Origin of the sequence: Mycolicibacterium pulveris, assembly GCF_010725725.1 — a bacterium.
Classification (GTDB): Bacteria; Actinomycetota; Actinomycetes; order Mycobacteriales; family Mycobacteriaceae; genus Mycobacterium; species Mycobacterium pulveris.
The window spans coordinates 908033-933269 of sequence record NZ_AP022599.1 but is presented as its reverse complement, the minus strand read 5'-3'; the positions used below and the strand labels follow the sequence as shown (position 1 = coordinate 933269).

Annotated in this window: 22 protein-coding genes and 2 pseudogenes; 8 read left to right on the top strand and 16 right to left on the bottom strand. The window is 70.1% G+C overall.

Going from position 1 to position 25237, the window contains the following annotated elements; all coding sequences use genetic code 11:
• Nucleotides 1-24: 24 nt before the first annotated feature.
• The 3 genes and pseudogenes from G6N28_RS04810 to G6N28_RS04800 form a co-directional block, all read right to left on the bottom strand.
• The gene (locus G6N28_RS04810; RefSeq protein WP_163897511.1) at nucleotides 25-1032 is read right to left on the bottom strand and encodes an SMP-30/gluconolactonase/LRE family protein; all 1008 of its coding nucleotides are present in this window, start codon (nucleotides 1030-1032) and stop codon (nucleotides 25-27) included.
• Between the two features lie 23 nt (nucleotides 1033-1055).
• A pseudogene (locus tag G6N28_RS04805) lies at nucleotides 1056-2406 on the bottom strand (aspartate aminotransferase family protein).
• Entirely contained in the window at nucleotides 2403-2924 is a 522-nt protein-coding gene (locus tag G6N28_RS04800) for an Lrp/AsnC family transcriptional regulator (protein WP_163897508.1), read from the bottom strand. Before G6N28_RS04800 ends, G6N28_RS04805 begins: the two are co-directional and overlap by 4 nt.
• Before the next feature lie 121 nt (nucleotides 2925-3045).
• Here G6N28_RS04800 and G6N28_RS04795 point away from each other — a divergent pair, with 121 nt between their 5' ends.
• On the top strand, nucleotides 3046-4521 hold the full coding sequence (locus G6N28_RS04795; RefSeq protein WP_163897505.1) for an aminobutyraldehyde dehydrogenase: 1476 nt from the start codon (nucleotides 3046-3048) through the stop codon (nucleotides 4519-4521).
• Nucleotides 4522-4538: 17 nt separating this feature from the next.
• Nucleotides 4539-5477: a sigma-70 family RNA polymerase sigma factor gene (locus tag G6N28_RS04790; protein WP_163897502.1), complete on the top strand. Its 939-nt coding sequence runs from the start codon at nucleotides 4539-4541 to the stop codon at nucleotides 5475-5477.
• Here G6N28_RS04790 and G6N28_RS04785 read toward each other — a convergent pair.
• From G6N28_RS04785 to sdhC, 5 genes and pseudogenes are all read right to left on the bottom strand, one after another.
• Nucleotides 5413-6057 (bottom strand): annotated as a pseudogene (locus G6N28_RS04785) (carboxymuconolactone decarboxylase family protein); the annotation flags it as partial. The gene G6N28_RS04790 and the pseudogene G6N28_RS04785 sit on opposite strands and share 65 nt — an antisense overlap.
• 76 nt (nucleotides 6058-6133) lie before the next feature.
• Nucleotides 6134-6925, bottom strand: coding sequence for a succinate dehydrogenase iron-sulfur subunit (locus G6N28_RS04780; RefSeq protein ID WP_163897492.1), 792 nt, complete (start codon nucleotides 6923-6925; stop codon nucleotides 6134-6136).
• Nucleotides 6925-8679: a succinate dehydrogenase flavoprotein subunit gene (gene sdhA, locus G6N28_RS04775; RefSeq protein WP_163897490.1), complete on the bottom strand. Its 1755-nt coding sequence runs from the start codon at nucleotides 8677-8679 to the stop codon at nucleotides 6925-6927. Before sdhA ends, G6N28_RS04780 begins: the two co-directional genes overlap by 1 nt.
• Before the next feature lie 3 nt (nucleotides 8680-8682).
• Nucleotides 8683-9105: a succinate dehydrogenase hydrophobic membrane anchor subunit gene (locus G6N28_RS04770; RefSeq protein WP_163905836.1), complete on the bottom strand. Its 423-nt coding sequence runs from the start codon at nucleotides 9103-9105 to the stop codon at nucleotides 8683-8685.
• 56 nt (nucleotides 9106-9161) lie between these two features.
• A complete protein-coding gene (sdhC, locus tag G6N28_RS04765; RefSeq protein WP_163897488.1) occupies nucleotides 9162-9581 on the bottom strand; it encodes a succinate dehydrogenase, cytochrome b556 subunit in 420 nt (139 codons plus the stop codon).
• Nucleotides 9582-9828: 247 nt separating this feature from the next.
• Between sdhC and G6N28_RS04760 the strand changes: the two genes are divergently transcribed.
• A complete protein-coding gene (locus G6N28_RS04760) occupies nucleotides 9829-10239 on the top strand; it encodes a cytidine deaminase (RefSeq protein ID WP_163897485.1) in 411 nt (136 codons plus the stop codon).
• A 105-nt stretch (nucleotides 10240-10344) separates the two neighbouring features.
• On the top strand, nucleotides 10345-11646 hold the full coding sequence (locus G6N28_RS04755; RefSeq protein ID WP_163897483.1) for a thymidine phosphorylase: 1302 nt from the start codon (nucleotides 10345-10347) through the stop codon (nucleotides 11644-11646).
• A gap of 9 nt (nucleotides 11647-11655) precedes the next feature.
• Here the strand turns inward: G6N28_RS04755 and G6N28_RS04750 are convergent, their stop codons facing one another.
• The gene (locus tag G6N28_RS04750) at nucleotides 11656-13563 is read right to left on the bottom strand and encodes a hypothetical protein (RefSeq protein WP_163897481.1); all 1908 of its coding nucleotides are present in this window, start codon (nucleotides 13561-13563) and stop codon (nucleotides 11656-11658) included.
• A gap of 86 nt (nucleotides 13564-13649) precedes the next feature.
• The gene (locus G6N28_RS04745; protein WP_163897479.1) at nucleotides 13650-14072 is read right to left on the bottom strand and encodes a helix-turn-helix transcriptional regulator; all 423 of its coding nucleotides are present in this window, start codon (nucleotides 14070-14072) and stop codon (nucleotides 13650-13652) included.
• 803 nt (nucleotides 14073-14875) lie between these two features.
• Between G6N28_RS04745 and G6N28_RS04740 the strand changes: the two genes are divergently transcribed.
• On the top strand, nucleotides 14876-15964 hold the full coding sequence (locus G6N28_RS04740; RefSeq protein WP_163897477.1) for an adenosine deaminase: 1089 nt from the start codon (nucleotides 14876-14878) through the stop codon (nucleotides 15962-15964).
• Here the strand turns inward: G6N28_RS04740 and G6N28_RS04735 are convergent.
• From G6N28_RS04735 to G6N28_RS04720, 4 genes are read right to left on the bottom strand one after another with little or no spacing between them, the layout of a single operon-like run.
• Nucleotides 15961-16917: an NAD(P)H-dependent flavin oxidoreductase gene (locus G6N28_RS04735; protein ID WP_179962017.1), complete on the bottom strand. Its 957-nt coding sequence runs from the start codon at nucleotides 16915-16917 to the stop codon at nucleotides 15961-15963. The two genes, G6N28_RS04740 and G6N28_RS04735, sit on opposite strands and share 4 nt — an antisense overlap.
• The gene (gene satS, locus G6N28_RS04730) at nucleotides 16917-18200 is read right to left on the bottom strand and encodes a protein export chaperone SatS (RefSeq protein ID WP_163897475.1); all 1284 of its coding nucleotides are present in this window, start codon (nucleotides 18198-18200) and stop codon (nucleotides 16917-16919) included. Before satS ends, G6N28_RS04735 begins: the two co-directional genes overlap by 1 nt.
• 34 nt (nucleotides 18201-18234) lie before the next feature.
• Complete coding sequence (locus G6N28_RS04725; protein WP_163897473.1) at nucleotides 18235-19302, bottom strand: C40 family peptidase; 1068 nt, start codon at nucleotides 19300-19302, stop codon at nucleotides 18235-18237.
• Between the two features lie 2 nt (nucleotides 19303-19304).
• Nucleotides 19305-19589, bottom strand: a complete 285-nt coding sequence (locus tag G6N28_RS04720; RefSeq protein WP_163897471.1) for a type VII secretion target — start codon at nucleotides 19587-19589, stop codon at nucleotides 19305-19307.
• Nucleotides 19590-19638: 49 nt separating this feature from the next.
• On the opposite strand from G6N28_RS04720, the gene upp reads away from it, so the two are divergent.
• The gene (gene upp / locus G6N28_RS04715; protein ID WP_163897468.1) at nucleotides 19639-20262 is read left to right on the top strand and encodes a uracil phosphoribosyltransferase; all 624 of its coding nucleotides are present in this window, start codon (nucleotides 19639-19641) and stop codon (nucleotides 20260-20262) included.
• 55 nt (nucleotides 20263-20317) lie between these two features.
• Here the strand turns inward: upp and G6N28_RS04710 are convergent, their stop codons facing one another.
• Together G6N28_RS04710 and G6N28_RS04705 are read right to left on the bottom strand one after the other, a co-directional pair.
• Complete coding sequence (locus tag G6N28_RS04710) at nucleotides 20318-21964, bottom strand: phospho-sugar mutase (protein ID WP_163897466.1); 1647 nt, start codon at nucleotides 21962-21964, stop codon at nucleotides 20318-20320.
• Between the two features lie 46 nt (nucleotides 21965-22010).
• Complete coding sequence (locus G6N28_RS04705; RefSeq protein ID WP_163897464.1) at nucleotides 22011-22805, bottom strand: purine-nucleoside phosphorylase; 795 nt, start codon at nucleotides 22803-22805, stop codon at nucleotides 22011-22013.
• A 57-nt stretch (nucleotides 22806-22862) separates the two neighbouring features.
• On the opposite strand from G6N28_RS04705, the gene G6N28_RS04700 reads away from it, so the two are divergent.
• Together G6N28_RS04700 and G6N28_RS04695 are read left to right on the top strand one after the other, a co-directional pair.
• Nucleotides 22863-24044 (top strand): M20 family metallopeptidase, encoded by a 1182-nt coding sequence (locus G6N28_RS04700; protein WP_163897462.1) that lies wholly within the window; start codon nucleotides 22863-22865, stop codon nucleotides 24042-24044.
• Nucleotides 24041-25210, top strand: a complete 1170-nt coding sequence (locus G6N28_RS04695; protein ID WP_163897460.1) for an amidohydrolase — start codon at nucleotides 24041-24043, stop codon at nucleotides 25208-25210. Before G6N28_RS04700 ends, G6N28_RS04695 begins: the two co-directional genes overlap by 4 nt.
• Nucleotides 25211-25237 lie beyond the last annotated feature (27 nt).

The window sequence follows — 25237 nt, the reverse complement described above, 5'->3', positions numbered from 1 at the left end:
CCGGGCACCCGGGTCGGATGCTGGTCAGAGGCGCAGCGCGGACAACTCCGCCCAGGCGACGGCGCGGGCGCCGATGCAGCCCATCCACAGTCGGCCGTCGGCCTCCACCAGGCCGGTCACCATGCCGAACGCCGGATGCTCGGTGCGCAGCCCGGCGACGACCTCGCCGCTGTCCGGGTCGAACGCGACGGCCCACACCTCGGGCTTGATCTGGGGTTGGAGCCGATCGGGCAGCTTCCACAGCAGCTTGCGCAGGCCCGGCCACCGCGGCGCCAGCCATTCGGCGGCGGGGTTGACGGCGGAGACCATCGCACACCAGATGCGTCCGTCGGCCCCGGTGGACAGGTTGTCGGGATAGCCGGGCAGGTTGGCCACCAGCGTGGTCACTGTGCCGGTCTGCGGGCCGGTGAGCCAGTACTTCGCCAGGCGGCGGCCGAGTGTCTCGGAGAACACCAGCGCCGAACCGTCGGCGGTCGGCGTCACGCCGTTGGCGAAATGCAGCCCGGGCACCTCGGTCAGCACGGTGCCGTCGGGTTCGCGGCGAAACAGGCTGCCGCGGGGTTGGGCCTCCAGCACCGCGCCCTTGAAGTGCGCGTAGGTGAAGGCGCTGGTCGACTCGGTGAAATAGATTGTGCCGTCGTTTATCTCGATCGCGTTGGAGCAGAATCGCAACGGCCGGGTGTCGACCTCGTCGACCAACGTCTCCAGCGCACCGGTGCGCATGTCCATCGCCAGCAGACCGCGCGGGCTGTCGCACACCAGCAGCCGGCCGTCCCTGCCCACCTCAAGACCCAGCGGGCGGCCGCCGGTCTCGGCGACGATCGTCACGGCACCGTCGGGGGTGATGCGCACGATGCGGCCGTCGTCCAGGCCGGTCCAGATGTGGCCGTCGTCGTCGGCCACCACGTCCTCGGGTGCGTTGCCGGGCACGGGCACGACGGTCAACGCCGGTTTCGGGAGGTCCGGTAGCTGCTCGACGGGCGGGGGCTGCCAACGGGCGGGATCGATCGGCGGTTTGGTCGGTGCGGGCATGTTGCCAGTCTGGCAGGTTGGTGCTACAGCAGGCGGCCGGCCTCGTCGAGTACCCCGCGCAGGATCTCGTAGATCGCGTCGAACTCCTTTTGCCCGCTGATCAGCGGCGGCGCCAGCTGTACCACCGGGTCGCCGCGGTCATCGGCACGGCAGTACAGCCCGGCCTCGAACACCGCGGGGGTGAGGAAGCCGCGCAGCAGGCGTTCGCATTCCTCGTCGTCGAACGTCTCCTTGGTGGCCTTGTCTTTGACCAGCTCGATGCCATAGAAGAAGCCCTCGCCGCGGATGTCGCCGACGATCGGCAGGTCGGAGAGCTTCTCGAGCGTGGCGCGCAGCGCGGGGGCGTTTCGCTTGACGTGGTCGTTGAGCCCTTCGCGCTCGAAGATGTCGAGGTTGGCCAGCGCCACCGCCGCCGAACGTGTAGCCGTGCCCGAACACCGTCTTGCCGTCGTCGAACGGCTCGAACAGCCGGTCGCTGGCGATCATCGCCCCGATCGGCGAGTAGCCCGACGTCAAACCCTTTGCGCAGGTGATGATGTCGGGCACGTAGCCGAAGTCGTCGCAGGCGAACATCGAGCCGATCCGGCCGAAGGCGCAGATCACCTCGTCGGACACCAGCAGCACGTCGTAGGTGTCGCAGATCTCGCGGACCCGCTCGAAATAGCCTGGGGGAGGCGGGAAACACCCGCCCGCGTTCTGCACCGGCTCCAGGAACACCGCGGCCACGGTGTCGGGCCCCTCGAACTCGATCGCCTCGGCGATGCGGTCGGCGCAGTACTGGCCGAAGGCCTTCTCGTCGTCCTGATACGGCGCGGGCGCGCGGTAGAAGTTGGTGTTGGGCACCCGGAACCCGCCGGGGGTCAGCGGTTCGAACGGCTCCTTGAACACCGGCAGGCCGGTGATCGCCAGCGCCCCCTGCGGGGTGCCGTGGTAGGCCACCGCACGCGAAACCACTTTGTGTTTACCGGGTTTGCCGATGAGCTTGAAGTAGTTCTTGGCCAGCTTCCACGCCGACTCGACCGCTTCGCCGCCGCCGGTGGTGAAGAAGACCCGGTTCAAGTCGCCCGGCGCGTAGCGCGCGATCCGCTCGGCGAGTTCGATCGCGGTGGGGGTGGCATACGACCACAGCGGGAAGAACGCCAGCTGCTCGGCCTGCTTGGCCGCGGCCTCGGCGAGTTCTTCGCGGCCGTGCCCCACCTGCACGACGAAAAGCCCTGACAAGCCGTCGAGGTAGCTCTTGCCGTTACTGTCCCAGATCGTGACACCCTGGCCGCGGGTGATGATCGGCGGGGTGATGCCCGGGCCGTGCCGGGCGAAATGCCCCCACAGGTGCCGGTTCGCCTTGGCGGCGAGATCGGACGAAACAGTGGTCATCTTGTGCCCCAATTATATTGCTGCTTCACAAGTTTCAGGTAAACGAGCGTCTCGGTGGAGCTCACTTCGGGCACGGCGCGGATCTGGGTGTTGAGGAGATCGAGCAGATCGTCGTCGTCGGCGCACACCACCTCGACGATCACGTCGAACGAGCCCGCCGTCAGCACCACGTAGTCCACCGAGTCGATGGCCGCCAACTGCTCGGCGACCTTGGTGGTGTCGCCGGTGCAGCGGATACCGATCATGGCCTGGCGGGCGAAGCCCAGCTGCATCGGGTCGGTGACCGCGACGATCTGCATCACCCCGGCGTCGACCATGCGTTGCACCCGCTGGCGCACCGCGGCCTCCGAGAGCCCGACGGCCTTGCCGATACCCGCATACGAGCGCCGGCCGTCCTCCTGCAGCTTCTCGATGATCTGCTTGGACAGCTCGTCGAGCGCAAACGCCGCACCCGGGCGGGATTCGTTGACCCGAAACGACACCGGTCCGACACCACGCACTGGACCCGGGCTTGCCATGCCCTGAATTGTGCACGGAATCCGTCGTCGCAAGCAACCACGGCGATGAAATCACGCGCAAGAGCGGTGCCGGTGCTTGGAATACGTAGCTGGGGTGGGCGTCGTCGGTTAGCGTTGGCCCATGAACGTTACGGCCAGCTGGATCGCGGGCGCGCCGATGGCCGACGGTGCGCGGCTGCATCCGATCGTCGACCCGGCAACCGGCCGGGCAGTCGCCGAATGCGCACTGGCCTCGCCGGCCGACGTCGACGCCGCGGTGGCCGCCGCGCGCGCCTCGCTACCCGAATGGGCGGGCGCGACACCGGCGGAACGGTCCGCGGTGTTGGCCGCGCTGGCCCGGCTGGCCGGCGAGCATGCCGAACAACTGGTGGTCGAGGAGGTCAGCCAAACCGGCAAGCCCGTGCGGTTGGCGGCCGAGTTCGACGTGCCCGGCAGCATCGACAACATCGACTTCTTCGCGGGTGCGGCACGGCACCTTGAGGGCAAGGCCACCGCCGAATACTCCGGCGACCACACGTCCAGCGTTCGGCGTGAGGCGGTCGGCGTCGTCGCGACGATCACCCCGTGGAACTATCCGCTGCAGATGGCGGTGTGGAAAGTGTTGCCCGCCTTGGCCGCCGGCTGCTCGGTGGTGATCAAACCGAGTGAGTTGACGCCGTTGACGACGCTGACGCTGGCCCGGCTGGCGGCCGAGGCGGGGCTGCCCGACGGGGTCTTCAATGTGGTGACCGGGGCGGGTCCCGACGTCGGGGCCGCGCTGGCCGGGCATCACGGCGTCGACATGGTGACGTTCACCGGATCCACCGCGGTCGGGCGCACGGTGATGGCCTCGGCCGCGGCCCAGGGGCACCGGGTGCAGCTGGAACTGGGCGGCAAGGCCCCGTTCGTGGTGTTCGAGGACGCCGATCTGGACGCCGCGATCCAGGGCGCGGTCGCCGCGGCGCTGATCAACACCGGCCAGGACTGCACGGCGGCGACGCGCGCGATCGTGGCGACCGCGCTGTACGACGACTTCGTCGCGGGGGTCGCCGAGGTGATGGGCAAGGTCGTCGTCGGTGACCCCGACGACCCCGACACCGACCTGGGCCCGCTGATCTCGCCCGCGCACCGGGAGAAGGTGGCGGGCATGGTCGCGCGGGCCCCTGCCGAGGGTGGGCGCATCGTCACCGGCGGCGTCGCGCCCGAGCGGCCGGGCTGGTTCTACCTGCCGACGCTGATCGCCGATGTCGCCGAATCCTCGGAGGTCTACCGCGAGGAGATCTTCGGCCCGGTGCTGACGGTGCGTGCCTTCACCGACGACGACGATGCCCTGCGGCAGGCCAACGACACCGATTACGGGCTGGCCGCCTCGGCGTGGACGCGTGACGTGTACCGCGCGCAGCGGGCGTCGCGCGAGATCAAGGCCGGTTGCGTGTGGATCAACGACCACATCCCGATCATCAGCGAGATGCCCCACGGCGGCGTGGGTGCGTCGGGCTTCGGCAAGGACATGAGCGACTACTCGCTCGAGGAGTACCTGACCGTCAAGCATGTGATGAGCGACATCACCGGGGTGGCCGACAAAGCTTGGCATCGAACTGTTTTCGCCAAGCGCTGAGCGCCTAGACTCGAACCATGACCGCGAGCACGCGGATCGATGAGTTCGAAGACCTGCGGCCACACCTGCTGGCCGTGGCGTACCGACTCACCGGCACCGTCGCCGACGCCGAGGATGTGGTCCAGGACGCGTGGCTGCGCTGGAACCGCGCCGATTCCGACGTCGACGACCTGCGGGCCTGGCTGACCACGGTGGTCAGCCGGCTCAGCCTGGACCGGCTGCGCTCGGCCGCGCACCGCCGCGAGATGTACTTCGGCGAATGGCTGCCCGAGCCGGTGGTGACCCCGTTGGACGGCTCGGATCCGCTGTCGGCCGTGGTGGCGGGCGAGGACGCCCGGTTCGCGGCGATGGTGGTGCTGGAGCGACTCACCCCCGATCAACGGGTGGCGTTCGTGCTGCACGACGGCTTCGACGTGCCGTTCGCCGAGATCGCCGAGGTGCTCGGCGTCAGCGTCGCCTCCGCGCGCCAGCTCGCGTCGCGGGCACGGCGGGCCGTGGCGGCCACGCCCGCTCCGGTCGCCGACGACACGCACAACGAGGTGGCCGTCGCACTGATGGGCGCGCTGGCCGCTGGTGACATGGAAGCCGTTGTGCGCCTGCTGCATCCGGAGGTCACCTTCACCGGTGACTCCAACCGCAGGGCGCCGACAGCCCCGCGGGTCATCCACGGACCCGAGAAGGTGGCGCGGTTCCTGTTCGGGCTGGCGCGTCGCTACGGGCCGAACTGGCTGTCGGGCAACGAGCTGGCGCTGGTCAACGGCCAGCTGGGCGCCTACACCCCCGGAGCGCCGCCGGTCGAAGGCTATCCGGAGCTGATGCCGCGGGTGACCGCGATGACCGTGCGCGACGGCAAGGTCTGCGCGATCTGGGATATCGCCAACCCCGACAAGTTCACGGGGTCGCCGCTTTATCGTCGTCGGTCAGCCACGGAACCCGGCACGCGTCACCAGAGTTGAAGCCCTGCTCGGTGATGCCGAGTGCGGAGTACATCCGCGCCCGCATGTTCTCCACGCCGATCTGGTAGGTCAGCTCGATCACGCCGGCCTCGCCGAACCGGCGCTTGAGGTCCTCGACCTGCTCGTCGGTGATGGTGTGCGGATCGGTGGTCATGGCGTCGGCGTAGGCGATCGCGGCCCGTTCGTCGTCGCTGAACAGCGGTGAGGTCGCGTAGTCGTCGATGTACTTGAGCCGGTCGACGTCGAGGCCGTCCAGGCGCTGCAGCATCGCGCCGAAGTCCACGCACCACGAGCAGCCGACGGTGCGCGCGGTCCAGAACACCGCGAGCTCTCGCACGCTCTTGGGCAGTTTCTTGGAACCCGACTGCAGCATGCCTTCGTGCACCACGTTGGCCAGCATCAACCGCGGGTGATGAGCGGCGACGGCGAACGGCTCGGGCACCTCGCCGAAGCGCCGCTTGGCGACGCGGTAGAAGAGTTTGGTCAGCAGCGAGGCCTGCTTGGGGGCGACGGGTTCGATACGGGTCTTCTGTGTTTTCTCGGTCATACCAGTCAGACGAGACAGCCCGCCGATGTGTGACAGCTTTGGCGCCCACCTGCGGTTTCGGCGTAGTTCGTCAACCTCAGCGTGACAAAGTACGCCGAAATCACAACTTCTAGCGCGCGAACATCAGCGCGCGCTTGACCTCCTGGATCGCCTGGGTGACCTGGATACCGCGCGGGCAGGATTCGGTGCAGTTGAACGTGGTGCGGCAGCGCCACACCCCGTCGACCTCGTTGAGGATGTCCAGCCGCTCGGCGGCGCCCTCGTCGCGGCTGTCGAAGATGAACCGGTGCGCGTTGACGATGGCGGCCGGCCCGAAGTACGACCCCTCGGTCCAGTACACCGGGCAGCTGGTGGTGCAGCACGCGCACAGGATGCACTTGGTGGTGTCGTCGTAGCGGGCGCGGTCGGTCTGGCTCTGAATACGCTCGCGCGTAGGCGGATTGCCGCTGGTCATCAGGTAGGGCTTGATCGCGCGGTAGGCGTCGAAGAACGGCTCCATGTCCACCACGAGGTCCTTCTCCACAGGCAGCCCGCGGATCGGTTCGATCGTGATGGTCAGCTGCTTGCGCGCGTTCTTCGGCAGCATGTCGCGCATCAACACCTTGCATGCCAGCCGGTTGACGCCGTTGATGCGCATAGCATCTGAGCCGCACACCCCGTGCGCGCATGACCGCCGGAACGTCAGCGTGCCGTCGAGGTACCACTTGACGTAGTGCAGCAGGTTCAGCAGCCGGTCGGTCGGCAGGCACGGCACCCGAAAGCTCTGCCAGCCACCCGAATCGGCGTAGGCGTCGGGATCCTCCGGGTTGAACCGGGCGATCTTCAGCGTCACCATCACCGCGCCCTCCGGCACGGGCGGCAGTTCGGGATCCTTGGCCTGCACGTCAGGGCTAACGGTCATCAGTACTTCCGTTCCATCGGCTCGTATCGCGTCTGCACCACCGGCTTGTAGTCCAACCTGATGTCCGACAAGAGCTCGCTGCCCTGCTTGTAGGCCATGGTGTGGCGCATGTAGTTGGTGTCGTCGCGGTTGGGGTAGTCCTCGCGGGCGTGGCCGCCCCGGGATTCCTTGCGGTTCAACGCACCAACGACGGTCACCTCGGCCAGCTCCAGCAGGAAGCCCAGCTCGATCGCTTCGAGCAGATCGCTGTTATAGCGTTTACCCTTGTCGTGCACCGTGATTCGGCTGTAACGCTCCTTGAGCCGGTGAATGTCGGTCAGCGCCTGCTTGAGGGTCTCCTCGGTGCGGAACACCGCGGCGTTGTTGTCCATCGACTGCTGCAGCGCACCCCGGATGTCGGCGACGCGCTCGTTGCCGTGCTCGGAGAGGACGTGGCCGACCCAGCCGACGACCATGCCCGCCGGGTCCGGCGGCAGGTCGACGTGGTCGTGGCCCAGCGCGTAGTTTGCCGCGGCGATGCCCGCCCGGCGCCCGAACACGTTGATGTCCAGCAGCGAGTTGGTGCCCAGCCGGTTGGCGCCGTGCACCGACACGCACGCGCATTCGCCCGCGGCGTACAGACCCGGCAGCGGGGTGGTGTTGTCGCGCAACACCTGGCCGGTGACCGTGGTGGGGATCCCGCCCATCACGTAGTGGCAGGTCGGATAGACCGGCACCAGTTCGTTGACGGGGTCCACGCCGAGGTAGGTGCGCGCGAACTCGGTGATGTCGGGCAGCTTGGCCTCGAGCACGTCGGCGCCGAGATGGCGCACGTCGATGTACACGTAGTCCTTGTTCGGCCCGGCGCCGCGGCCCTCGAGCACCTCGAGCACCATCGAACGGGCGACGATGTCGCGTGGAGCCAGGTCGACGATCGTCGGCGCGTAGCGTTCCATGAACCGTTCGCCCTCGCCGTTGAGCAACCGGCCGCCCTCCCCGCGCACCGCTTCGGAGATCAGGATGCCCAGCCCCGCAAGGCCCGTCGGATGGAACTGATGAAATTCCATGTCCTCCAACGGAAGTCCCTTACGGAACACGATGCCCAGCCCGTCGCCTGTCAGCGTGTGGGCGTTGGAGGTGGTCTTGTACATCCGCCCCGAGCCGCCGGTGGCGAACACGATCGCCTTGGCGTGAAAGACGTGGATGTCACCGGTGGCCAGCTCGTAGGCGATGACGCCGGTGGCCACCGGGCCCGACTGGGTCTCGGTGATCGCGATGTCGAGCGCGTAGAACTCGTTGAAGAACTCGACGTCGTGCTTGACGCAGTTCTGGTACAGGGTCTGCAGGATCATGTGGCCGGTGCGGTCGGCGGCGTAGCAGGCCCGGCGCACCGGCGCCTTGCCGTGGTTGCGGGTGTGCCCGCCGAACCGGCGCTGGTCGATGCGGCCCTCGGGGGTGCGGTTGAACGGCATCCCCATCTTCTCCAGGTCCAGCACCGCGTCGATGGCTTCCCTGCACATGATCTCGACGGCGTCCTGGTCGGCCAGGTAGTCGCCGCCCTTGACGGTGTCGAAGGTGTGCCACTCCCAGTTGTCCTCTTCGACGTTGGCCAGCGCCGCGCACATGCCGCCCTGGGCCGCGCCGGTGTGGCTGCGGGTGGGATACAGCTTGGTCAGCACCGCGGTGCGGGCGCGCGGGCCGGCCTCCACCGCGGCGCGCATACCGGCCCCGCCTGCGCCGACGATGACGACGTCGTAGCGATGTTCAAGAATCATTGGTCACACCCCGATATTCGCGTCGAAAGTGACCAGGACGTAGGTGCCCAGCACCAACGTGAACCCCGTGGCCAGCAACAACAGCGAGTTCAGATAGAACTTGGTGACGTTCTTGCGCGAGTAGTCGCCGATGATCGTGCGCATGCCGTTGGCGCCGTGCAGCATGGCCAGCCACAGCAGCGCCATGTCCCAGATCTGCCAGAACGGCGACGCCCAGCGCTCGGCGACGTAGTTGAAGTCGATGCGGTACACGCCGTCCTGCCACATCAACATGACGAACAGATGCCCCAGCGCCAGAAACACCAACGCCACACCCGAGAAGCGCATGAACAGCCAGGCGTACTTCTCGAAGTAGGGGATGCCCCTGGCCCGTCGCGGCGCGCGCGGGTGATCCAGCCCGGCGGGACGGTCGTGTTCCTTCTCCATCACCGGGGCGACGCGGCCCTCGCGGTGGTGCGGTGTCCACTTCTCCGTCGGCGCGCTCACAGGAACCGCTCCGCCATGTGCATGCCGATCACGCCGACCGCGGGGATGAAGACGGCCAGAAACACCGCGACGACCCCCCACAGCATCTGCCGTTGATAGCGCGGTCCGTGCTGCCAGAAGTCGATGAGGATGACCCGGATCCCGTTGAGGGCGTGGTAGAGCACCGCCACGACCAGCCCGATCTCCATCAGCCCGACGATCGGGGTCTTGTAGGTCTCGATCACCGAGTTGTAGGCCTGCGGGCTGACCCGCACCAGCGCGGTGTCGAGCACGTGGACGAACAGGAAGAAGAAGATCGTCGCGCCGGTGATGCGGTGCAGCACCCACGACCACATGCCCGGATCGCCCCGGTAGAGGGTGCGTCGCCGCGACGGCTTCGGTCGTGCCACCGCCGCGCCCCCGGTCTGAGTACTCATCTGGCCTCCAACGCCTTCGGTGAACGCTTGGGCGCAGAGGCGCACGCATGCCGAACCTGGGTGATCATCCGGCCCGGTTCGCCTCACCCAAACCTCGGGGCGACTCTAAACCCAGTCGCACTACTAAACGAACTACGGTTTAGCCGTCAATGCACCGGAAAATGCGAAACTGGGGTTACCTATTTCACAGCTGCCGCGGCGGCGGAAATCGTCGGAATCCATTCAGAGGCGGACCAGTGGAGGTGGCATGACGGCCGATATCGACTGGAAGATGTTGCGCGCCAAGGCAACCGAAGTCGCAGCCCAGGCATATGCGCCGTATTCGGGGTTCGCCGTCGGTGCGGCGGCGCTGGTCGACGACGGTCGGGTGGTGACGGGCTGCAATGTGGAAAATGTCTCATATGGTCTTGGTCTGTGCGCCGAGTGCGCAGTGGTCTGCGCACTGCATTCCGGCGGCGGCGGACGCCTGATCGCGCTGTCGTGCGTCGACGCCGCGGGGGAGTTGTTGATGCCGTGCGGACGGTGTCGGCAGGTGCTGCTCGAGCACGGCGGCCCAGAGATGCTGATCGAGCATCCGCGCGGCCCCAGGACGTTGGGGGAGCTGCTGCCCGACGCCTTCGGCCCGCAGGACCTGGCCCGCCTCGAGGAAACCCCGTGACGCAGCCCAGGTTTGACACCCGACCGCCGAACGTGGGTTACCCGCACGCGTGCGGCGGAAAAGCGTGTCACAACCCCACACTCGGCGGCCAAGGGGACACAGACAATGTCGCAGTCGTTTGACGCGCCGACGGTCATCCGGATCAAACGCGATGGCGGGGAGCTGTCGGACGAGGCAATCGACTGGGTGATCGACGCCTACACACGCGGGCAGATGGCCGACGCGCAGATGTCGGCGCTGCTGATGGCGATCTTCCTGCGCGGGATGACGAGCGCCGAGATCGCCCGCTGGACAGCGGCCATGGTGGCCTCGGGGGATCGGCTGGACTTCTCTGACCTGCGCCGTGACGGTAAGCCGCTGGCGTTGGTGGACAAGCATTCCACCGGCGGGGTCGGCGACAAGATCACGATCCCGCTGGTGCCGGTGGTGATGGCCTGCGGTGGCGCGGTGCCGCAGGCCGCCGGGCGCGGGCTGGGCCACACCGGCGGCACGCTCGACAAGCTGGAGTCCATTCCCGGGTTCACCGCGGAGATCTCCACCGCTCAAGTCCGCCAACAACTTTGCGACCTTGGTGCGGCAATTTTCGCCGCCGGTGATTTGGCTCCTGCCGACCGCAAGATCTACGCGCTGCGCGACGTCACCGCCACCACCGAGTCGCTGCCGCTGATCGCCAGCTCGGTGATGAGCAAGAAGATCGCCGAGGGCACCCGCGCGCTGGTGCTCGACACCAAGGTGGGTTCGGGGGCGTTCCTGAAGACCGAGACCGAGGCCCGCGAGCTGGCCCGCACGATGGTCGATCTGGGCACGGCCGCCGGGCTGAAGACCCGGGCGCTGCTGACCGACATGTCGACGCCGCTGGGCCGCGCGGTCGGCAACGCCGTCGAGGTCGAGGAGTCGCTGGAGGTGTTGGCCGGCGGCGGGCCACCCGACGTGGTGGAGCTCACGGTGGCGCTGGCCGCCGAGATGCTCGACGCCGGCGGGCTCGACGGCGTGGACCCGGCCGAGGCGCTGCGCGACGGGTCGGCGATGGACCGGTTCCGCGCCCTGGTCGCCGCCCAGGGCGGGGACCCCGCCGCACCGCTGCCCCTCGGCGCGCACTCCGAGGCGGTGACAGCACCGCGGGGCGGAACCATGGGAACCATCGACGCGATGGCGGTGGGGCTGGCGGTGTGGCGGCTCGGCGCGGGCCGCTCGGCCCCAGGCGAACGGGTGCAGTCCGGCGCCGGGCTGCTCATCCACCGCCGCCCCGGGGAGCCCGTCGCCGCCGGTGAGGCGCTGTTCACCCTGTACACCGACACTCCTGAGCGGTTCGCGGGGGCGCTTGCCGAACTGGACGACGCGTGGTCCGTTGGCGACAAACCGCCCTCTGACCGACCGTTGATCATCGACCGAATGATGCCCGGCTAGGAAAGGTCGTTACGGGCTGCCGCCTTCACCGCCGGCACCGCCCGAACCACCGGTGTTGCCGGCATTGGCGCTGCCGGCCTGACCCGGGTCCCCGACGCCGCTGCTACCGTCACCGCCATCCCCGCCGCTACCGCCGAATCCGCCGAGGCTTACCGCTTCCTCGCTGTGGCCGCTACCGCCGTCGCCACCGTCGCCCCCTGCACCCCCAGCGCCTGTGCTGCCGGAGCCGCCCTTACCACCGTTCCCGCCGGGGCCGCCGAGACTGACGCCGCCGGATGAGCTGCCGGCGTTGCCGCCGCGGCCGCCGTCACCACCATCACCGCCGTCCGTGCCGCCGCTTCCGCCGTTCGCGCCGCCTCCACCTCCGCCACCCACCGAACTCGGCTGGTTGTTATTTCCGCCGTGGCCGCCGTCGCCGCCGCGACCGCCGTCCCCACCGGCTCCGGTGATGCTTTCGCCCCCTTGACCGCCGGAGCCGCCGTTGCCACCGAAGGCGAAGGTGACAACATTGCCGGGACCGCTGCTGCCCGCGCCGCCAGCGCCGCCGTTTCCGCCGCGCCCATGGGTGGCATTGCCGCCTGCACCGCCGTCCCCGCCGGCTCCGCCCTCACCAGGGCCGCCGTCGCTGACGTAACCGCCGTCGCCGCCGGCGCCACCGCGACCGCCGTTGCCAACGAGTCCGCCGTCGCCACCACTACCGCCCTCGCGGCCGTGCGCGGCCGCGAGGTTGCCCGCTCCACTCTCGCCGTGGGCACCGTCGCCACCGTTGCCGCCGTTGCCGCCGCTGGTGGGGGTCGCGCCGTCCGCGCCGTCGGCGCCGGTGGTGGCGCCGGGCCCGCCGGTACCACCTTGACCGCCGGCCCCGGGATCGCCGCCGTCCCCGCCGTTCCCGCCGCGGCCATCGTTGACCTGCATGTCACCTTGGGCGCCGTTTCCGCCATTACCGGCTACGCCGCCGGCCCCGCCCGCGCCGCCGGCCCCGCCGGCGCCAACCTGGCCCACGATCGTTGTTCCGCCCGCGCCGCCAGCCCCGCCGGCACCCCCGGCGCCGCCCGAACCGCCGACTTTGCCCGCACCGTCGTTTTCCAGTGGGGAGCCGAATGCGCCGTGCCCGCCCGAACCGCCGGCTCCGCCCGCACCGCCGAGCCCACCCGACCCGCCATCGCCGGACAAAGTCCCACCTGCCCCGCCTGCTCCGCCATTACCGCCCGCGCCACCGGCAGCGCCGTCGGTGCCATCCCCGGCGGCACCGGTGAAACCGTTCGCCCCACGGGCGCCGGTTCCGCCATTGCCGCCGTTGCCGCCGTTGCCGAACAGCCCGGCATTGCCGCCGGCCCCGCCGTCGCTGCCACGCCCGCCGTCGGCGCCGGCCTGACCGGGGCTGATGCCGACGGCGCCGTTTCCACCAGCCCCGCCGTTGCCGACCAGCCAGCCGCCGCGACCGCCGCTACCGCCGGCCATTCCGGCAACGGTGGCGTTGCCCCCGTTGCCGCCATTGCCGAACAGTCCGGCGTCGCCGCCGTTTCCGCCATTGGCGCCATTGCCGCCGCGGCCCCACAACAGCCCGCCGTTGCCGCCGTTACACGCGGTGCCGATGCAATCGGGGCTGGCGTCCAGGCCGTTGCCGATCAACCAGCCTCCCGGGCCGACGGGGTTGAAGATGTTGATGCCCCCGAACGCGGCGAGCGGGTTTTGGACCGCCGCCGCGGGCCCGAACAGGCGATCGTTGTCGGACAGCCACCACGGCTCCTCGAGCATCGGGCTCATCGGGACCGATTCGGTCGAGGCCAGTCGCACCTCGGCCCGGATCTCGGTCGGCGCTTCGTCCGGTGTGCCGGCCAGCAGGACCGCCGCCCCCGCGATGGCAAACCCCGCCGTGGTGATCTGCGGCAGTGCCGATCTGGTCAAGTTGCTCATCGTCGCTTCCCCTTCGTCGCAGCGGGCCTGCGCCGAGCAAATCACCGGCGCCGCGCGGCGTCGTCATCCGAATGGAGGAGATTCGGTCAGGAAGTGGTGGCGCCGAGTATCAGCCGGACGAGTTCGGCTTGGCGGCGGGTGCCGGTTTTTTCGAAGATGTGCTTCATATGGGTGCGGATCGTGGTGATGGACACCGACCGTTCCCGGGCGATGGGTCCCAGCCCGTCCCCGTCGAGCACACGGCGGGCCACCTCGGCTTCGGTCCGGGTCAGCCCGTAACGGCGGATCAGCGCCTCGACCGTGGGCAGTGGATTGCGGTCGGGATCGACGACGATCACCAACGCCGCCGGTGTGCCCGTCGCCGACACCGGAACGACCCGGACCACGTACGGTCGCCGCCCCGGCCTGGGTACCGTCACCCACCCGGCGGTCGGCACGCCCGCGCGGCCCACCGCCGCGCTGACCGCGGCGGCGAGCGCGCGATCGACGGCGGCCCCCGAAGCCCGCAAGGTCCCGCCGGTCGCATGCAAGCCGTTTGCCCCCGCTGAATATCGCGTCGGCCGCCGGGTTCAGGTAGCTGAGCAGACCGTCGTCGCGCACTATCGCCATCGCATCGGATGCTGCGTCCACCGCGGCGGCGAGTTCCTCGCAGTGGCGATCCGTGTCGGACAGCCGCGTGCGGAGTGCGATCGCGTGCTGCAGGTGCGGCACGAGGGCCGACAGCAGCGTCATCCGCTGCGGCGTGCTGAACGGGTCCGTACGCGCCTCCGCGGTCACCGAAAGCCACGACGCGTCGGCGCCGCGCCGGGTCAGCACCGAAAAGGTGCAATCCCCGTGCCCGTTGGGAACCCCCCAGTCGTTGTAGAACTCACTGCCGCGCAGCGCATCGGCGGGGAACAGTTGCTGAAAAGCGGCCACCTGCCCGGTCGGAACATCCTCGATGGCGGCGGGAGCCGGATCCAGCCGACCGTAGTACTGGTTATAGCTAGCGACACCGCCCGGATCGGATCGAGCTGATTGATGGGCGATCTCGTTGTCCTGCCCGGTGGACATCAACAGGCATTGCTGGCCCTCAATGGCGGTGGCGATCTCGTCGAGGGTCGACTCCCACGGACGAGCCCCGACGGCGGTGGTGTAAATCGCATGCACCACCTGAGAAAAGCCGTCGATAGTCAGCATCGCCGTAATTACAGTGCGCCACGTCGTCGCGGTGGGTCAGATGCTCAGCAACCTATCACCGCGCCCGGACGGCCGAGGGTTTTCGGCGTCCGCAAGCCTGTTCGTAACCAGGGTTTTTGCGCAAGATGGAGCCATGACGACGCCGCTGACCCTGGAGAACATCCGGCGCGCCCCCAAGGCGCTGCTGCACGACCATCTCGACGGGGGCCTGCGCCCGACCACCGTCGTCGAGCTGGCCGACGCGACCGGTTACACAGATCTGCCCTCCACCGACCCCGACGAGCTCGCCAAGATCTTCCGCACCGCCACGCACAGCGGGTCGCTGGAGCGCTACCTGCAGCCGTTCGCCCACACCGTCGGGGTGATGCAGACCCCGGAGGCGCTGCACCGGGTGGCCTACGAGTGCGTCGAGGACCTCGCCGAGGACAACGTCGTCTACGCCGAAGTCCGTTTCGCCCCGGAGCTGCACATCGACGGCGGGATGTCGCTGGACGCGGTCGTCGACGCGGTGCTGGCCGGCTTCGTCGACGGCGAGAAGGCCGCCAGCGCCGAGGGCCGTGCCATCACGGTGCGCTGCCTGGTCACCGCGATGCGCCACGCCGCCCGTTCCCTGGAGATCGCGAAGCTGGCGATCCGGTTCCGCGACAAGGGCGTTGTCGGCTTCGACATCGCTGGCGCCGAGGCCGGCTATCCGCCCACGCGGCACCTCGACGCGTTCGAGTACATGCGAAGCAACAACGCGCGCTTCACAATTCACGCCGGTGAGGCGTTCGGCCTGCCGTCCATCCACGAGGCGATCGCCTACTGCGGCGCCGACCGGTTGGGCCACGGGGTGCGGATCGTCGACGACATCACCGTCGCGCAGGACGGCACCGCCAAACTGGGCAGGCTGGCGTCGCTGTTGCGCGACAAGCGAATTCCGTTCGAGATGTGTCCGAGCAGCAACGTGCAGACCGGCGCGGTCGCCAGCATCGCCGAGCATCCCTTCGACCTGTTGGCGCGGCAGCGGTTCCGCGTCACCGTGAACACCGACAACCGGTTGATGAGCGACACCTCGATGAGCCACGAGATGCTGCGGCTGGTCGAGGCGTTCGGCTACGGCTGGACCGATCTGCAGTGGTTCACCATCAACGCGATGAAGTCGGCGTTCATCTCGTTCAACGAGCGGCTCGCGCTCATCGACGACGTGATCAAGCCCCGCTACGCCGTCCTGATCGGCTAACCCGCTGCGCCCCAACGAACGAGCAACTGTTCCGCCTCGGTGGTCAGCCGCTCGATCAGGTCCGCCGCGGATTCGACGGTGTCGAGCACCCCGACGCCCTGGCCGGCGTTGATCGGCGCCAGCCGGTGGTCCTCGGCGGCGACGGCCGCGGCTAGCGCGTCCCGGTCGGTGTCCGTCAGCTCGGCTTCCCTGCCGTCCCACGTGTCGGTAAATGTGTTGCGCAGCACCCGTTCTGGCAATGTCGCCGGCCACGGGTAGCCCTGTGCGACGTCGAACACCCGGGTGGTGACGGTGTCGGTGTCACGAGCGGCGAGCAACGCCGTGCGTATGGTCGGGGTGACCGAGGCCTCGACGCAGGCGCTGAACGCCGTACCGACCCAGGCCCCCGCCGCACCCGCCGCCAGCACGGCCGCCACCCCGCGTCCCGAGGAGATTCCGCCCGCAGCGAGCACGGGCACCGAGTAGCGGTCGAGCACCGAGGTGAGCAGCGGCAGCGTGCCCACCAGGGGTGCGCCGTGGCCCCCGCCCTCGGCACCGCGCGCGATCAGCACGTCGACCCCGGCGTCGATAGCGCGCTGCGCGGCGGCGAGATCACCCACCTGGGTCGCGGTGGTCACCCCCGCGTCGCGCGCGGGGCCCACCCAGGAGAAGTCGTCACCGAAACCCACCGACAGCAACGCCGGACGGGCCGCGATCGCGGCGTCGAGCAGCCCGGGTTCGGCCGCCGCCACCCAGTCCACGAGCCCGATCCCGAACGGCGACTTCAACTCCGAGAGGTCCCGCAGCCCGGCCTCCAGCCGCGACAGCGACGCAGAGCTGCCCAGCCCCAGCATGCCGAGCCCGCCGGCGCGCGACACCGCGGCGGCCAGCGCAGCGCCGGCGACCCCGCCCATCGGCGCGTTGACGATCGGCACGGCGAGACCCATCCGGGCCGACCAGTCGGTCGAGATCATCAGCCGTAGGCTTGCTCCGGGCGCAGCCGCGACTCCATGAACGCCTCCAGCGCCTCCCATTGCTCGACGGCCTTGGCGTAGGGCGCGCCGGGGCGGCTCACGCTCTTGGGATCCAGCACGTGGGCGATCAGCCGGCCCAGCGGCTGGTCGGCGTCGAGGGTCTGCTCCACGATGGTGTCCTCGGCGTAATCGCCGACGTCTCTGAGCAGTTCGACGGCCAGCTCCAGCTGGTCGCGGTCCAGCGCGTCGGGTCCGTCGGCCATGTCGTCGACGATGCCGGTCAGCACGTAGACGTTGTCGTCGCTGACCTCGATCTGCAGCGACCCGTCGGTGGCCGCGGTGCGGATGTCGTCGTAGGTGGCCAGGTCGGACAGATCGTGGTCGTGCTCGTCGGCCAGGTAACGCGCCAGCGCACGCTCGGAGCCGAACACGCTGACTCGTCCGTTTCGGCCCAAGAAGACCGGCTGGTCGTCGAGGTAGCAGCGCAACGTGTAGTAGGTGTTCGCGCCGGCCATGATCCGGACCGGGTCGATGCCGACCTTGATCCAGAAGTCCTCGTCGCTGCCCAGCACCAGGTTGGCCGCCTGGGTCTCGAGCGCGCCGGATTCCTCGTCGGCGGCCTCGTCGGCCTCGCTCTCGTCGGCGAGCTCCTCGATCGGGTCCGCTTCGACGTCGGGCTCCGGGGCGGGTTCGGCCAGCTCGGCCTCGGCCTTCTTCGCCGCGGCCGCGTCGACGTCGGGGATGGTGACCAGCTCGTCGAGCGCGTCGATGACGTTGTCCCAGCCGCGGTTGACCACCGCCAGGATCTCCCCCCAGCGTTTGCGCCCGCTGCGGCCGCGGAACGCCTCGACGCCGCCGCCCAGCGTGGACAGCACCGGGTTGCCGTTGAAGAACTTCGTGATCGGCGGAAGCTCACACACCGAACCGATGGCCGAGACCACCGCCATCGTGCGGTGCAGTTTGGTCACCGACTCCTCGGTGGGTTTCTCGGCGACCAGTTCGGCCACGCCGATCACGTCGAACTGGCGGTCCTCCGGCGGGTCGAGCCGGTGCGCGTTGGCCTCGGTCAGCTTCTCCCACGCGGGGTGGTCGGTGAGGTCGTTGTCGTTGCTCGTCCGCACGAACGCGACCATGTCTGCCACGGACTCGAACGCGTACAGGTCGTCGCCCTTGCCGAGGAAGGCCTCCCATTCGTCGCCCGCGTCGCGCCAGCGTGGCGCCCACAACGTGTACAGGTCACCCTTGGTCAGCCCGAGACGGATCGACAAGATGTCAGCAGCCATGGCGCACAGCCTAACGATCTGACCTGGCAGGCCCTCACGCCGTCGGTCGCCAGAAGCCCTGGAACCCCTGCCCGGCGTTCTCGGTGCGGATGGGTGACAGCTTGACCGGGTCGCCTGCCTCGATCATCGTGCCGTTGCCGACGATCATCGCGACGTGGCCGTCCCACACCGCCAGGTCGCCGGGGCGCAGCGAGCCCGCGTCGACGGCGGCGCCCACGTCTTGTTCCTGAGCCAGCCGCGGAATGTTCAGCCCCGCTTCGCGATAGGCCCACTGGGTCAGCCCGCTGCAGTCCAGGCCGACGCCCGGGGTGGTGCCGCCCCACTCGTAGGGCACGCCCAGCTGTGTCAACGCGTAGCGCACCGCGCTGCCGGCCACCGCGTTGGGCGCCAGCGCGGTGCTGCCGTCGGGCAGTCGGACCGCGACGCCGTCGCCGAACGTCGCCGCGTCGGGCACCGGCGCCGCGGACTCGGGCCGTGCCAGCGACGCGAGTTCACCCAGCGCACCGCCGAGCCCCGAGGTGGGGGCGGTGGGCATGGCCGGAGGGCTTAGCCCGGACGGAGCCCCCAACCCGGCCGGTGCCGTCGCCGCGGGCGGCGACGACGGCGCGGGCGGCGCGGGCGCGCCCATCGTCGTAACCTGGCCGTCCAACTCGGCCTCGAGATCCTCGACGGCGGCGACCGCCTCCCGCAGCGAGCGGCGTGCCTCGGCCAGCAGCTTCTCGGCCACGCCCGGGGAGTCGAGGTAAGGCTCCAGCGCGGCGGCGCGGGCCTCGAAGTCGTCGACGATCGCCTGCAACCGCGCGTGTGCCTGCGCGACGGCATCGGCGGCCGTGCGCGTCGCGGTGCTGAGCCGGTCGACGTGGTCGGCGAGTTCGTCGATGGCGCTCGCCGTCGAGGCGAGGAAGGCCTGCGCGGCGTCGGCGCCCGCGCCGAACCACGATCCCTGCGCATGGCGCCACGACACCCGAACGGAGGCCGCCACGTCGCCCAGCGCGTCGCGCACGGTGCTTAGTACGACGGCCGTGTCGTCACCGCCGGTTCCGACCAAGGCCTGCAGCTCGCGTATCGGCGCCGACAGCGCCGCGATCAGCGCGCCGGGCACCGTCAGACGCCGGTGATGCGGGCGCGGGCGCCGTCGTCTGCGGCGTCGTACGCGGCGGCCGTAGTACGCGCGGTGTGCCCCGAGGACGAGAGCCGCTCGCTCAGCGCGGCGAGTGCCCGCGCGCCGTCGCCGGACGCCTGCTGCAACGCGGTCAGGAAGCGGGCCCCGACGGGGCCGAGGTCCGGAGGTGGCAGGGACGCCAGCATGGCGGCGACGTCGGTGAGTTCGGCGGCATGGGCGGTGGTCGCGGATCCCAGGTGGCGGATCGCGTCGGTATCGGCGCGCATGTGATTAGGACGCACGGAAGCGGCGTTCGGTTCCATTAGTCTTCGGCCCATGGATGTGCGCGTCGTCGACCACCCGCTGGCCGCCGCCCGGCTGACCACGCTGCGCAACGAGGCCACCGGCAACGCGGCCTTCCGTGCGGCGCTGCGCGACCTGACGCTGATGCTGGTGTACGAGGCCACCCGCGACGTGCCCGTCGAACCGGTGGCCGTGCACACCCCGATCGCCGACACCACCGGCTGCCGGCTGGCCAACCCGCCGCTTCTCGTCCCGGTGCTGCGGGCGGGCCTCGGCATGGTCGACCAGGCCCATGCGCTGATCCCCGAGGCGCTCGTCGGCTTCGTCGGCGTCGCCCGCAACGAGGAAACACTGGTGCCCACACCCTATTTGGAGTCGCTACCCGACGATCTGAGCACCCAGCCGGTGATGGTGCTGGACCCGATGCTCGCGACCGGAGGTTCGATGGCCCACACCATCGAGTTGCTGCATTCGCGCAATGCCGTTGACATCACCGCGATCTGCGTGGTGGCCGCTCCGGAGGGCCTTGCCAAGCTGGAGAAGGTGGCCCCCGAGCTGCGGCTGTTCACCGCCGCCATCGACGAGGGGCTCAACGACATCGCCTACATCGTGCCGGGCCTCGGGGATGCCGGGGACCGCCAGTTCGGCCCGCGCTAGTTTCCTTCGGCGAGCAGACGCCAACACCCCCTGAATCGGGGATATTTGGGGGTGCTCACGTCTGCTCGCGCCCGAAGAAATCGGCGGCCAGCTCGTCCTGCAGGTGTCGCGCGCGGACCCGGGCCGCATCGAGGTCGCCGACGTCGCCGCAGCGAACCTCGATGTAGGACTTGACCTTTGGCTCCGTGCCCGACGGGCGCACCACCACCCGCACCGAGGTGTCGCCGTCACCTCCGGACAGGATCAACGCATCGGTGCGCAAGGGGCCGTCGTCGTCGCGCAGGTCGGTGACGGTGACGTCGAAGCCGGCCAGTCGATCGGGCGGGGTGCGGCGCAGCCGGTCCAGCACCGCTGCCGCCTCGTGCGCGTCGTTGACCGGCCGCGACACCGCGGTGGTGGTGTGCACACCGTGGCGGCGGGCCAGGTCGTCGAGCGCGTCGAGCAGCGTGTGCCCGCGGTGCTGCATCGCGACGACCAGATCACACGCCAGCACCGCCGCGCTGATGCCGTCCTTGTCCCGGACCGCGGCGGGGTCGACGCAATGGCCGATCGCCTCCTCGTAGGCGTACGCCAGCGTGCTGCCGGGCAGCTGCTCGTCGGCGCGCACGAGCCACTTGAACCCGGTGAGGGTTTCGATGTGTTGCGCGCCGTGCTCGGCGGCGATCGCGGCCAGCATCCGCGACGACACCACCGTGCTGGCCACCACCGTGGCCTCGGTGACCGGCCCCGGCTCGATCTGCGAGAGGATGTAATCGCCGAGCAGCCAACCGGTTTCGTCACCGGAAAGCATCCGCCAGCCGTCGGGGGTCGGGACGCCGATCGCGCACCGGTCGGCGTCGGGATCCAGCGCGACGGCGACGTCGGCGTCGACGTCGGCGGCCAGCTTCAACAGCGCCTCGGTCGCGGCGGGATCCTCGGGGTTGGGCGAGGACACGGTGGGGAAGTCCGGGTCGGGCGCGAACTGCTCGTCGACGACGTGCACATCGGCGAACCCGGCCCGCACCAGCGCGTCGAGCACGAACTCGCCGCCCACGCCGTGCAGCGGCGTGAGCGCCACCCGTGCCGAGCCGTGCGTGTGGCGCACCTGCGCGGCGCGCTCGACGAACCGCTGCACCTCGTCGACGCCGGAGGGTTCCACCGCGGCCCGCTCGATCTCGTCGGCGTGCGGGGCCTGCGCCATCGCCTGCTCGATCTCGCGGTCCGTCGGCGACACGATCGGGTAGCCGCCCTCGAAGTAAACCTTGTACCCGTTGTCGGTCGGCGGATTGTGCGACGCGGTGATCATGACGCCCGCGACGGCCGCCTGGCGGCGCACGGCGAACGCCACCACCGGCGTCGGCACCGCCGTGAACATCAATGTCACCGTGAAGCCTTGGGCGGCAAGAACTTCGGCGGCGGCCAACGCGAACTCGTCGGAGCCGTGCCGGGCGTCGCGGCCGACCACGACGTTCTGGCCGGATAACCCGCGGTCGTGCAACACCTTTGCCACCGCCCACGTCGCGCGCAGCACGACGGCCAAGTTCATTCCGTTGGGACCGCCGCGCAGTGGACCGCGCAACCCCGCGGTGCCGAACGTCAGCGGGTTGGCGAACCGCTCGGCGAGTTCCTCCTCCGAGAGCGCTTTGAGCTCGGCGGCGGTACGGGGATCGGGGTCGTGGGCAATCCACTCCTGCGCGGTGGTCGAGGTCCGCGACAACGTCATGCGGTTAGTGTGCCCACTTTGTCGGCGGCATATGCGGGCTCTGCGCTCACAGCCGCGCGATGACGTCGGCCAGCAGGGCGCCCATCTGCGTCGCCGATCGGCGCCCGGCCGCCAGCACCTCCTCGTGGTTCAGCGGCTCCCCGGTCATGCCGGCCGCGAGGTTGGTCACCAACGACACGGCCAGCACCTCGGCGCCTGCCGCGCGCGCGGCGATCGTCTCGTGCACGGTCGACATGCCGACCAGGTCGGCGCCCAGCGTGCGCAGCATGCGGATCTCGGCGGGCGTCTCGTACTGCGGCCCGAACAGGCCCGCATACACCCCGTCGGTCAGCGTGGGTTCGATCTCGCGGGCGACGGCGCGCAGCCGCGGCGAGTAGGCGTCCACCATGTCGACGAACTGCGGGCCGACCAACGGCGAGCGCCCGGTCAAATTGAGGTGGTCGCTGATCAGCACCGGCTGGCCCACCTCGAAGTCGTCGCGCAGGCCGCCCGCGGCGTTGGTCAGCAGCATCGTGTGCACGCCGGTGGCGCAGCCGGCCCGCACCGGGTGCACCACGTGGTAAAGGTCGTGGCCCTCGTAGGCATGGATCCGGCCGACGAACACCAGCACCCGGCGCTCGCCGATGCGCGTCGACAGCAACCGGCCGCCGTGTCCCTGCGCGGTGGGCGGGGTGAACCCCGGCAACTCGGCCACGGGCACCACCGCCACCGGGTCACCGAACTGGTCGGCGGCGGGCGCCCACCCCGACCCGAGGATGACGGCGACGTCGTGCCGCTCGACGCCGGTGCGGTCGGCGATGGCGGCCGCCGCTTCTCGCGCCGCCGCGTCCGGGCTCGTCACGCTGCGCAGCTTAGCCGCCGCAAACGACGGCGAACCGAGCAGTGAGATACTTCGAAGATGCCCACCGCCACCGCGTCGAGCCGCGTCGAAGACGCCGTCACCCGACGCCGTGGCGACCTGGTCGAGCTGTCGCACTCCATCCACGCCGAGCCCGAACTCGCCTTCGCCGAGCACCACAGCTGCGCCAAGACCCAAGCGCTGGCAGCCGAGTACGGCTTCGCGGTGACCGCCGCGCCGGCCGGGCTGGACACCGCGTTTCGCGCCGAGTACGGCAGCGGGCCGCTGGTGGTCGCGGTGTGCGCCGAGTACGACGCGCTGCCCGGCATCGGACATGCCTGCGGGCACAACATCATCGCCGCCTCGGCCGTCGGCACCGCGCTGGCGCTGGCCGAGGTGGCCGACGACCTCGGGCTGACCGTGGTGCTGCTGGGCACTCCTGCCGAGGAGGCCGGCGGGGGCAAGGTGCTGATGCTCGACGCGGGGGTGTTCGACGACGTCGCGGTGTCGGTGATGCTGCATCCCGGGCCGCAGGACATCGCCGCCGCCCGTTCGCTGGCGCTGTCGCAGGTGGCGGTCCGCTACGACGGCAGGGAGGCCCACGCGGCCGTCGCACCCTATCGCGGCGTCAACGCCGTCGACGCGGTCACCGTCGCGCAGGTGGCCATCGGGCTGCTGCGCCAACAGCTGGAGCCCGGCCAGATGGTGCACGGCATCGTCACCGACGGTGGCCAGGCCGCCAACGTCATCCCGGCGCGCGCGGAGATGCAGTACACGATGCGGGCCGACGACTCGGCCTCGCTGCGCGGGCTCGAGCAGCGGATGGCCGACTGCTTCCTCGCCGGCGCGGTGGCCACCGGCTGCGATTACCGGGTGACCGAGACCGAGCCGGCCTACCTCGAGCTCACCCCCGACCGCTGGCTCGCCGAGACGTTTCGCGCCGAGATGGTGCGGGTCGGGCGCAGCCCGGTGCCGCCCGAGGTCGAGGCGGCCTCGCCGCTGGGCAGCACCGACATGGGCAACGTCACCCAGGTCATGCCCGGCATCCACCCGATCGTCGGCATCGACGCCGGTGGCGCCTCGGTGCACCAGCCCGAGTTCGCCGCGGCCGCGGCCGGGCCCAGCGCCGACACGGCCGTCGTCGAAGGCGCGGTCATGCTGGCGCGCACGGTGGTGCGGCTGGCCGAGACGCCCGCCGAACGCGACCGGGTGCTCGACCTGCAGGCGAGGCGGGCGGCATGAGCCTCACCGAAGCGACCGAACGCTGGCTGGACGCCCACCACGCCGACCTGGTGGGCTGGCGCAGGCATTTTCACGCCCACCCCGAGCTGGGCCGCCAAGAGTTCGGCACCACCCAGTTCGTCGCATCGCGGTTGGCCGACGCGGGTCTGAACCCGAAGGTGCTGCCCGGGGGCACCGGCCTGACATGCGACATCGGCCCCGAACACGGTGCCAGGATCGCGTTGCGGGCCGACATGGACGCGCTGCCGATGGCCGACCGCACCGGCAAGCCGTTCGCGTCGGTGGTGCCCAACGTCGCGCACGCCTGCGGTCACGACGCCCACACCGCGATGCTGCTTGGCGCCGCGCTGGCGCTGACGTCGGTACCCGAACTACCGGTGGGGGTGCGGCTGATCTTTCAGGCCGCCGAGGAGCTGATGCCCGGCGGCGCGATCGACGCCATCGCCGCGGGCGCGTTGACCGGGGTGTCGCGGATCTTCGCGTTGCACTGCGACCCGCGGCTGCCGGTCGGCAAGGTCGCGGTGCGGGCGGGCCCGATCACCTCGGCCGCCGATCAGCTCGAGGTGACGTTGAACTCGCCCGGCGGGCACACCTCGCGACCACATCTGACCGGCGACCTCGTCTACGGCATCGGCACGTTGATCACCGGGGTGCCCGGGGTGCTGTCGCGCCGCATCGATCCCCGCAACAGCACGGTGATGGTGTGGGGCGCGGTCAACGCGGGGGTGGCCGCCAACGCGATCCCGCAGACCGGCACGCTGGCCGGCACCATCCGCACCGCCAGCCGCGACGCCTGGGAGATGCTGGAAGCGATTGTGCGTGAAGCGGTTTCGTCACTCTTGGCGCCACTGGGCCTCGAGCACAGCCTGCAGTACCGGCGGGGGGTGCCGCCGGTGGTGAACGAGGAGATCTCCACGCGCATCCTCACCCACGCGATCGAGGCGATCGGTCCCGACGTGCTCGCCGACACCCGCCAGTCCGGCGGCGGCGAGGACTTCTCCTGGTATCTGGAGGAGGTGCCGGGTGCGATGGGGCGGCTGGGCGTGTGGTCGGGCCGCGGGCCGCAGCTGGACCTGCATCAACCGACGTTCGACATCGACGAGCGTGCGCTGGCGGTCGGGGTGCGGGTGCTCGTCAACCTCGTGGGGCAGGCGGCCCGGTTCTAGGGTCTGGTGGACCTTCGAAATGGGTGC

What these genes read in the sequence shown, in the direction of transcription:
- G6N28_RS04695 (WP_163897460.1), top strand. Translation starts at nt 24,041, where the DNA reads ATGAGCCTCACCGAAGCGACCGAACGCTGGCTGGACGCCCACCACGCC.
- sdhA (WP_163897490.1), bottom strand. Translation starts at nt 8,679, where the DNA reads ATGATTCTTGAACATCGCTACGACGTCGTCATCGTCGGCGCAGGCGGG.
- G6N28_RS04700 (WP_163897462.1), top strand. Translation starts at nt 22,863, where the DNA reads ATGCCCACCGCCACCGCGTCGAGCCGCGTCGAAGACGCCGTCACCCGA.
- G6N28_RS04740 (WP_163897477.1), top strand. Translation starts at nt 14,876, where the DNA reads ATGACGACGCCGCTGACCCTGGAGAACATCCGGCGCGCCCCCAAGGCG.
- G6N28_RS04710 (WP_163897466.1), bottom strand. Translation starts at nt 21,964, where the DNA reads ATGACGTTGTCGCGGACCTCGACCACCGCGCAGGAGTGGATTGCCCAC.
- upp (WP_163897468.1), top strand. Translation starts at nt 19,639, where the DNA reads ATGGATGTGCGCGTCGTCGACCACCCGCTGGCCGCCGCCCGGCTGACC.
- satS (WP_163897475.1), bottom strand. Translation starts at nt 18,200, where the DNA reads ATGGCTGCTGACATCTTGTCGATCCGTCTCGGGCTGACCAAGGGTGAC.
- G6N28_RS04790 (WP_163897502.1), top strand. Translation starts at nt 4,539, where the DNA reads ATGACCGCGAGCACGCGGATCGATGAGTTCGAAGACCTGCGGCCACAC.
- G6N28_RS04755 (WP_163897483.1), top strand. Translation starts at nt 10,345, where the DNA reads ATGTCGCAGTCGTTTGACGCGCCGACGGTCATCCGGATCAAACGCGAT.
- G6N28_RS04735 (WP_179962017.1), bottom strand. Translation starts at nt 16,917, where the DNA reads ATGATCTCGACCGACTGGTCGGCCCGGATGGGTCTCGCCGTGCCGATC.
- G6N28_RS04780 (WP_163897492.1), bottom strand. Translation starts at nt 6,925, where the DNA reads ATGACCGTTAGCCCTGACGTGCAGGCCAAGGATCCCGAACTGCCGCCC.
- G6N28_RS04770 (WP_163905836.1), bottom strand. Translation starts at nt 9,105, where the DNA reads ATGGAGAAGGAACACGACCGTCCCGCCGGGCTGGATCACCCGCGCGCG.
- G6N28_RS04800 (WP_163897508.1), bottom strand. Translation starts at nt 2,924, where the DNA reads ATGGCAAGCCCGGGTCCAGTGCGTGGTGTCGGACCGGTGTCGTTTCGG.
- G6N28_RS04810 (WP_163897511.1), bottom strand. Translation starts at nt 1,032, where the DNA reads ATGCCCGCACCGACCAAACCGCCGATCGATCCCGCCCGTTGGCAGCCC.
- G6N28_RS04720 (WP_163897471.1), bottom strand. Translation starts at nt 19,589, where the DNA reads ATGCGCGCCGATACCGACGCGATCCGCCACCTGGGATCCGCGACCACC.
- G6N28_RS04795 (WP_163897505.1), top strand. Translation starts at nt 3,046, where the DNA reads ATGAACGTTACGGCCAGCTGGATCGCGGGCGCGCCGATGGCCGACGGT.
- G6N28_RS04750 (WP_163897481.1), bottom strand. Translation starts at nt 13,563, where the DNA reads ATGAGCAACTTGACCAGATCGGCACTGCCGCAGATCACCACGGCGGGG.
- sdhC (WP_163897488.1), bottom strand. Translation starts at nt 9,581, where the DNA reads ATGAGTACTCAGACCGGGGGCGCGGCGGTGGCACGACCGAAGCCGTCG.
- G6N28_RS04760 (WP_163897485.1), top strand. Translation starts at nt 9,829, where the DNA reads ATGACGGCCGATATCGACTGGAAGATGTTGCGCGCCAAGGCAACCGAA.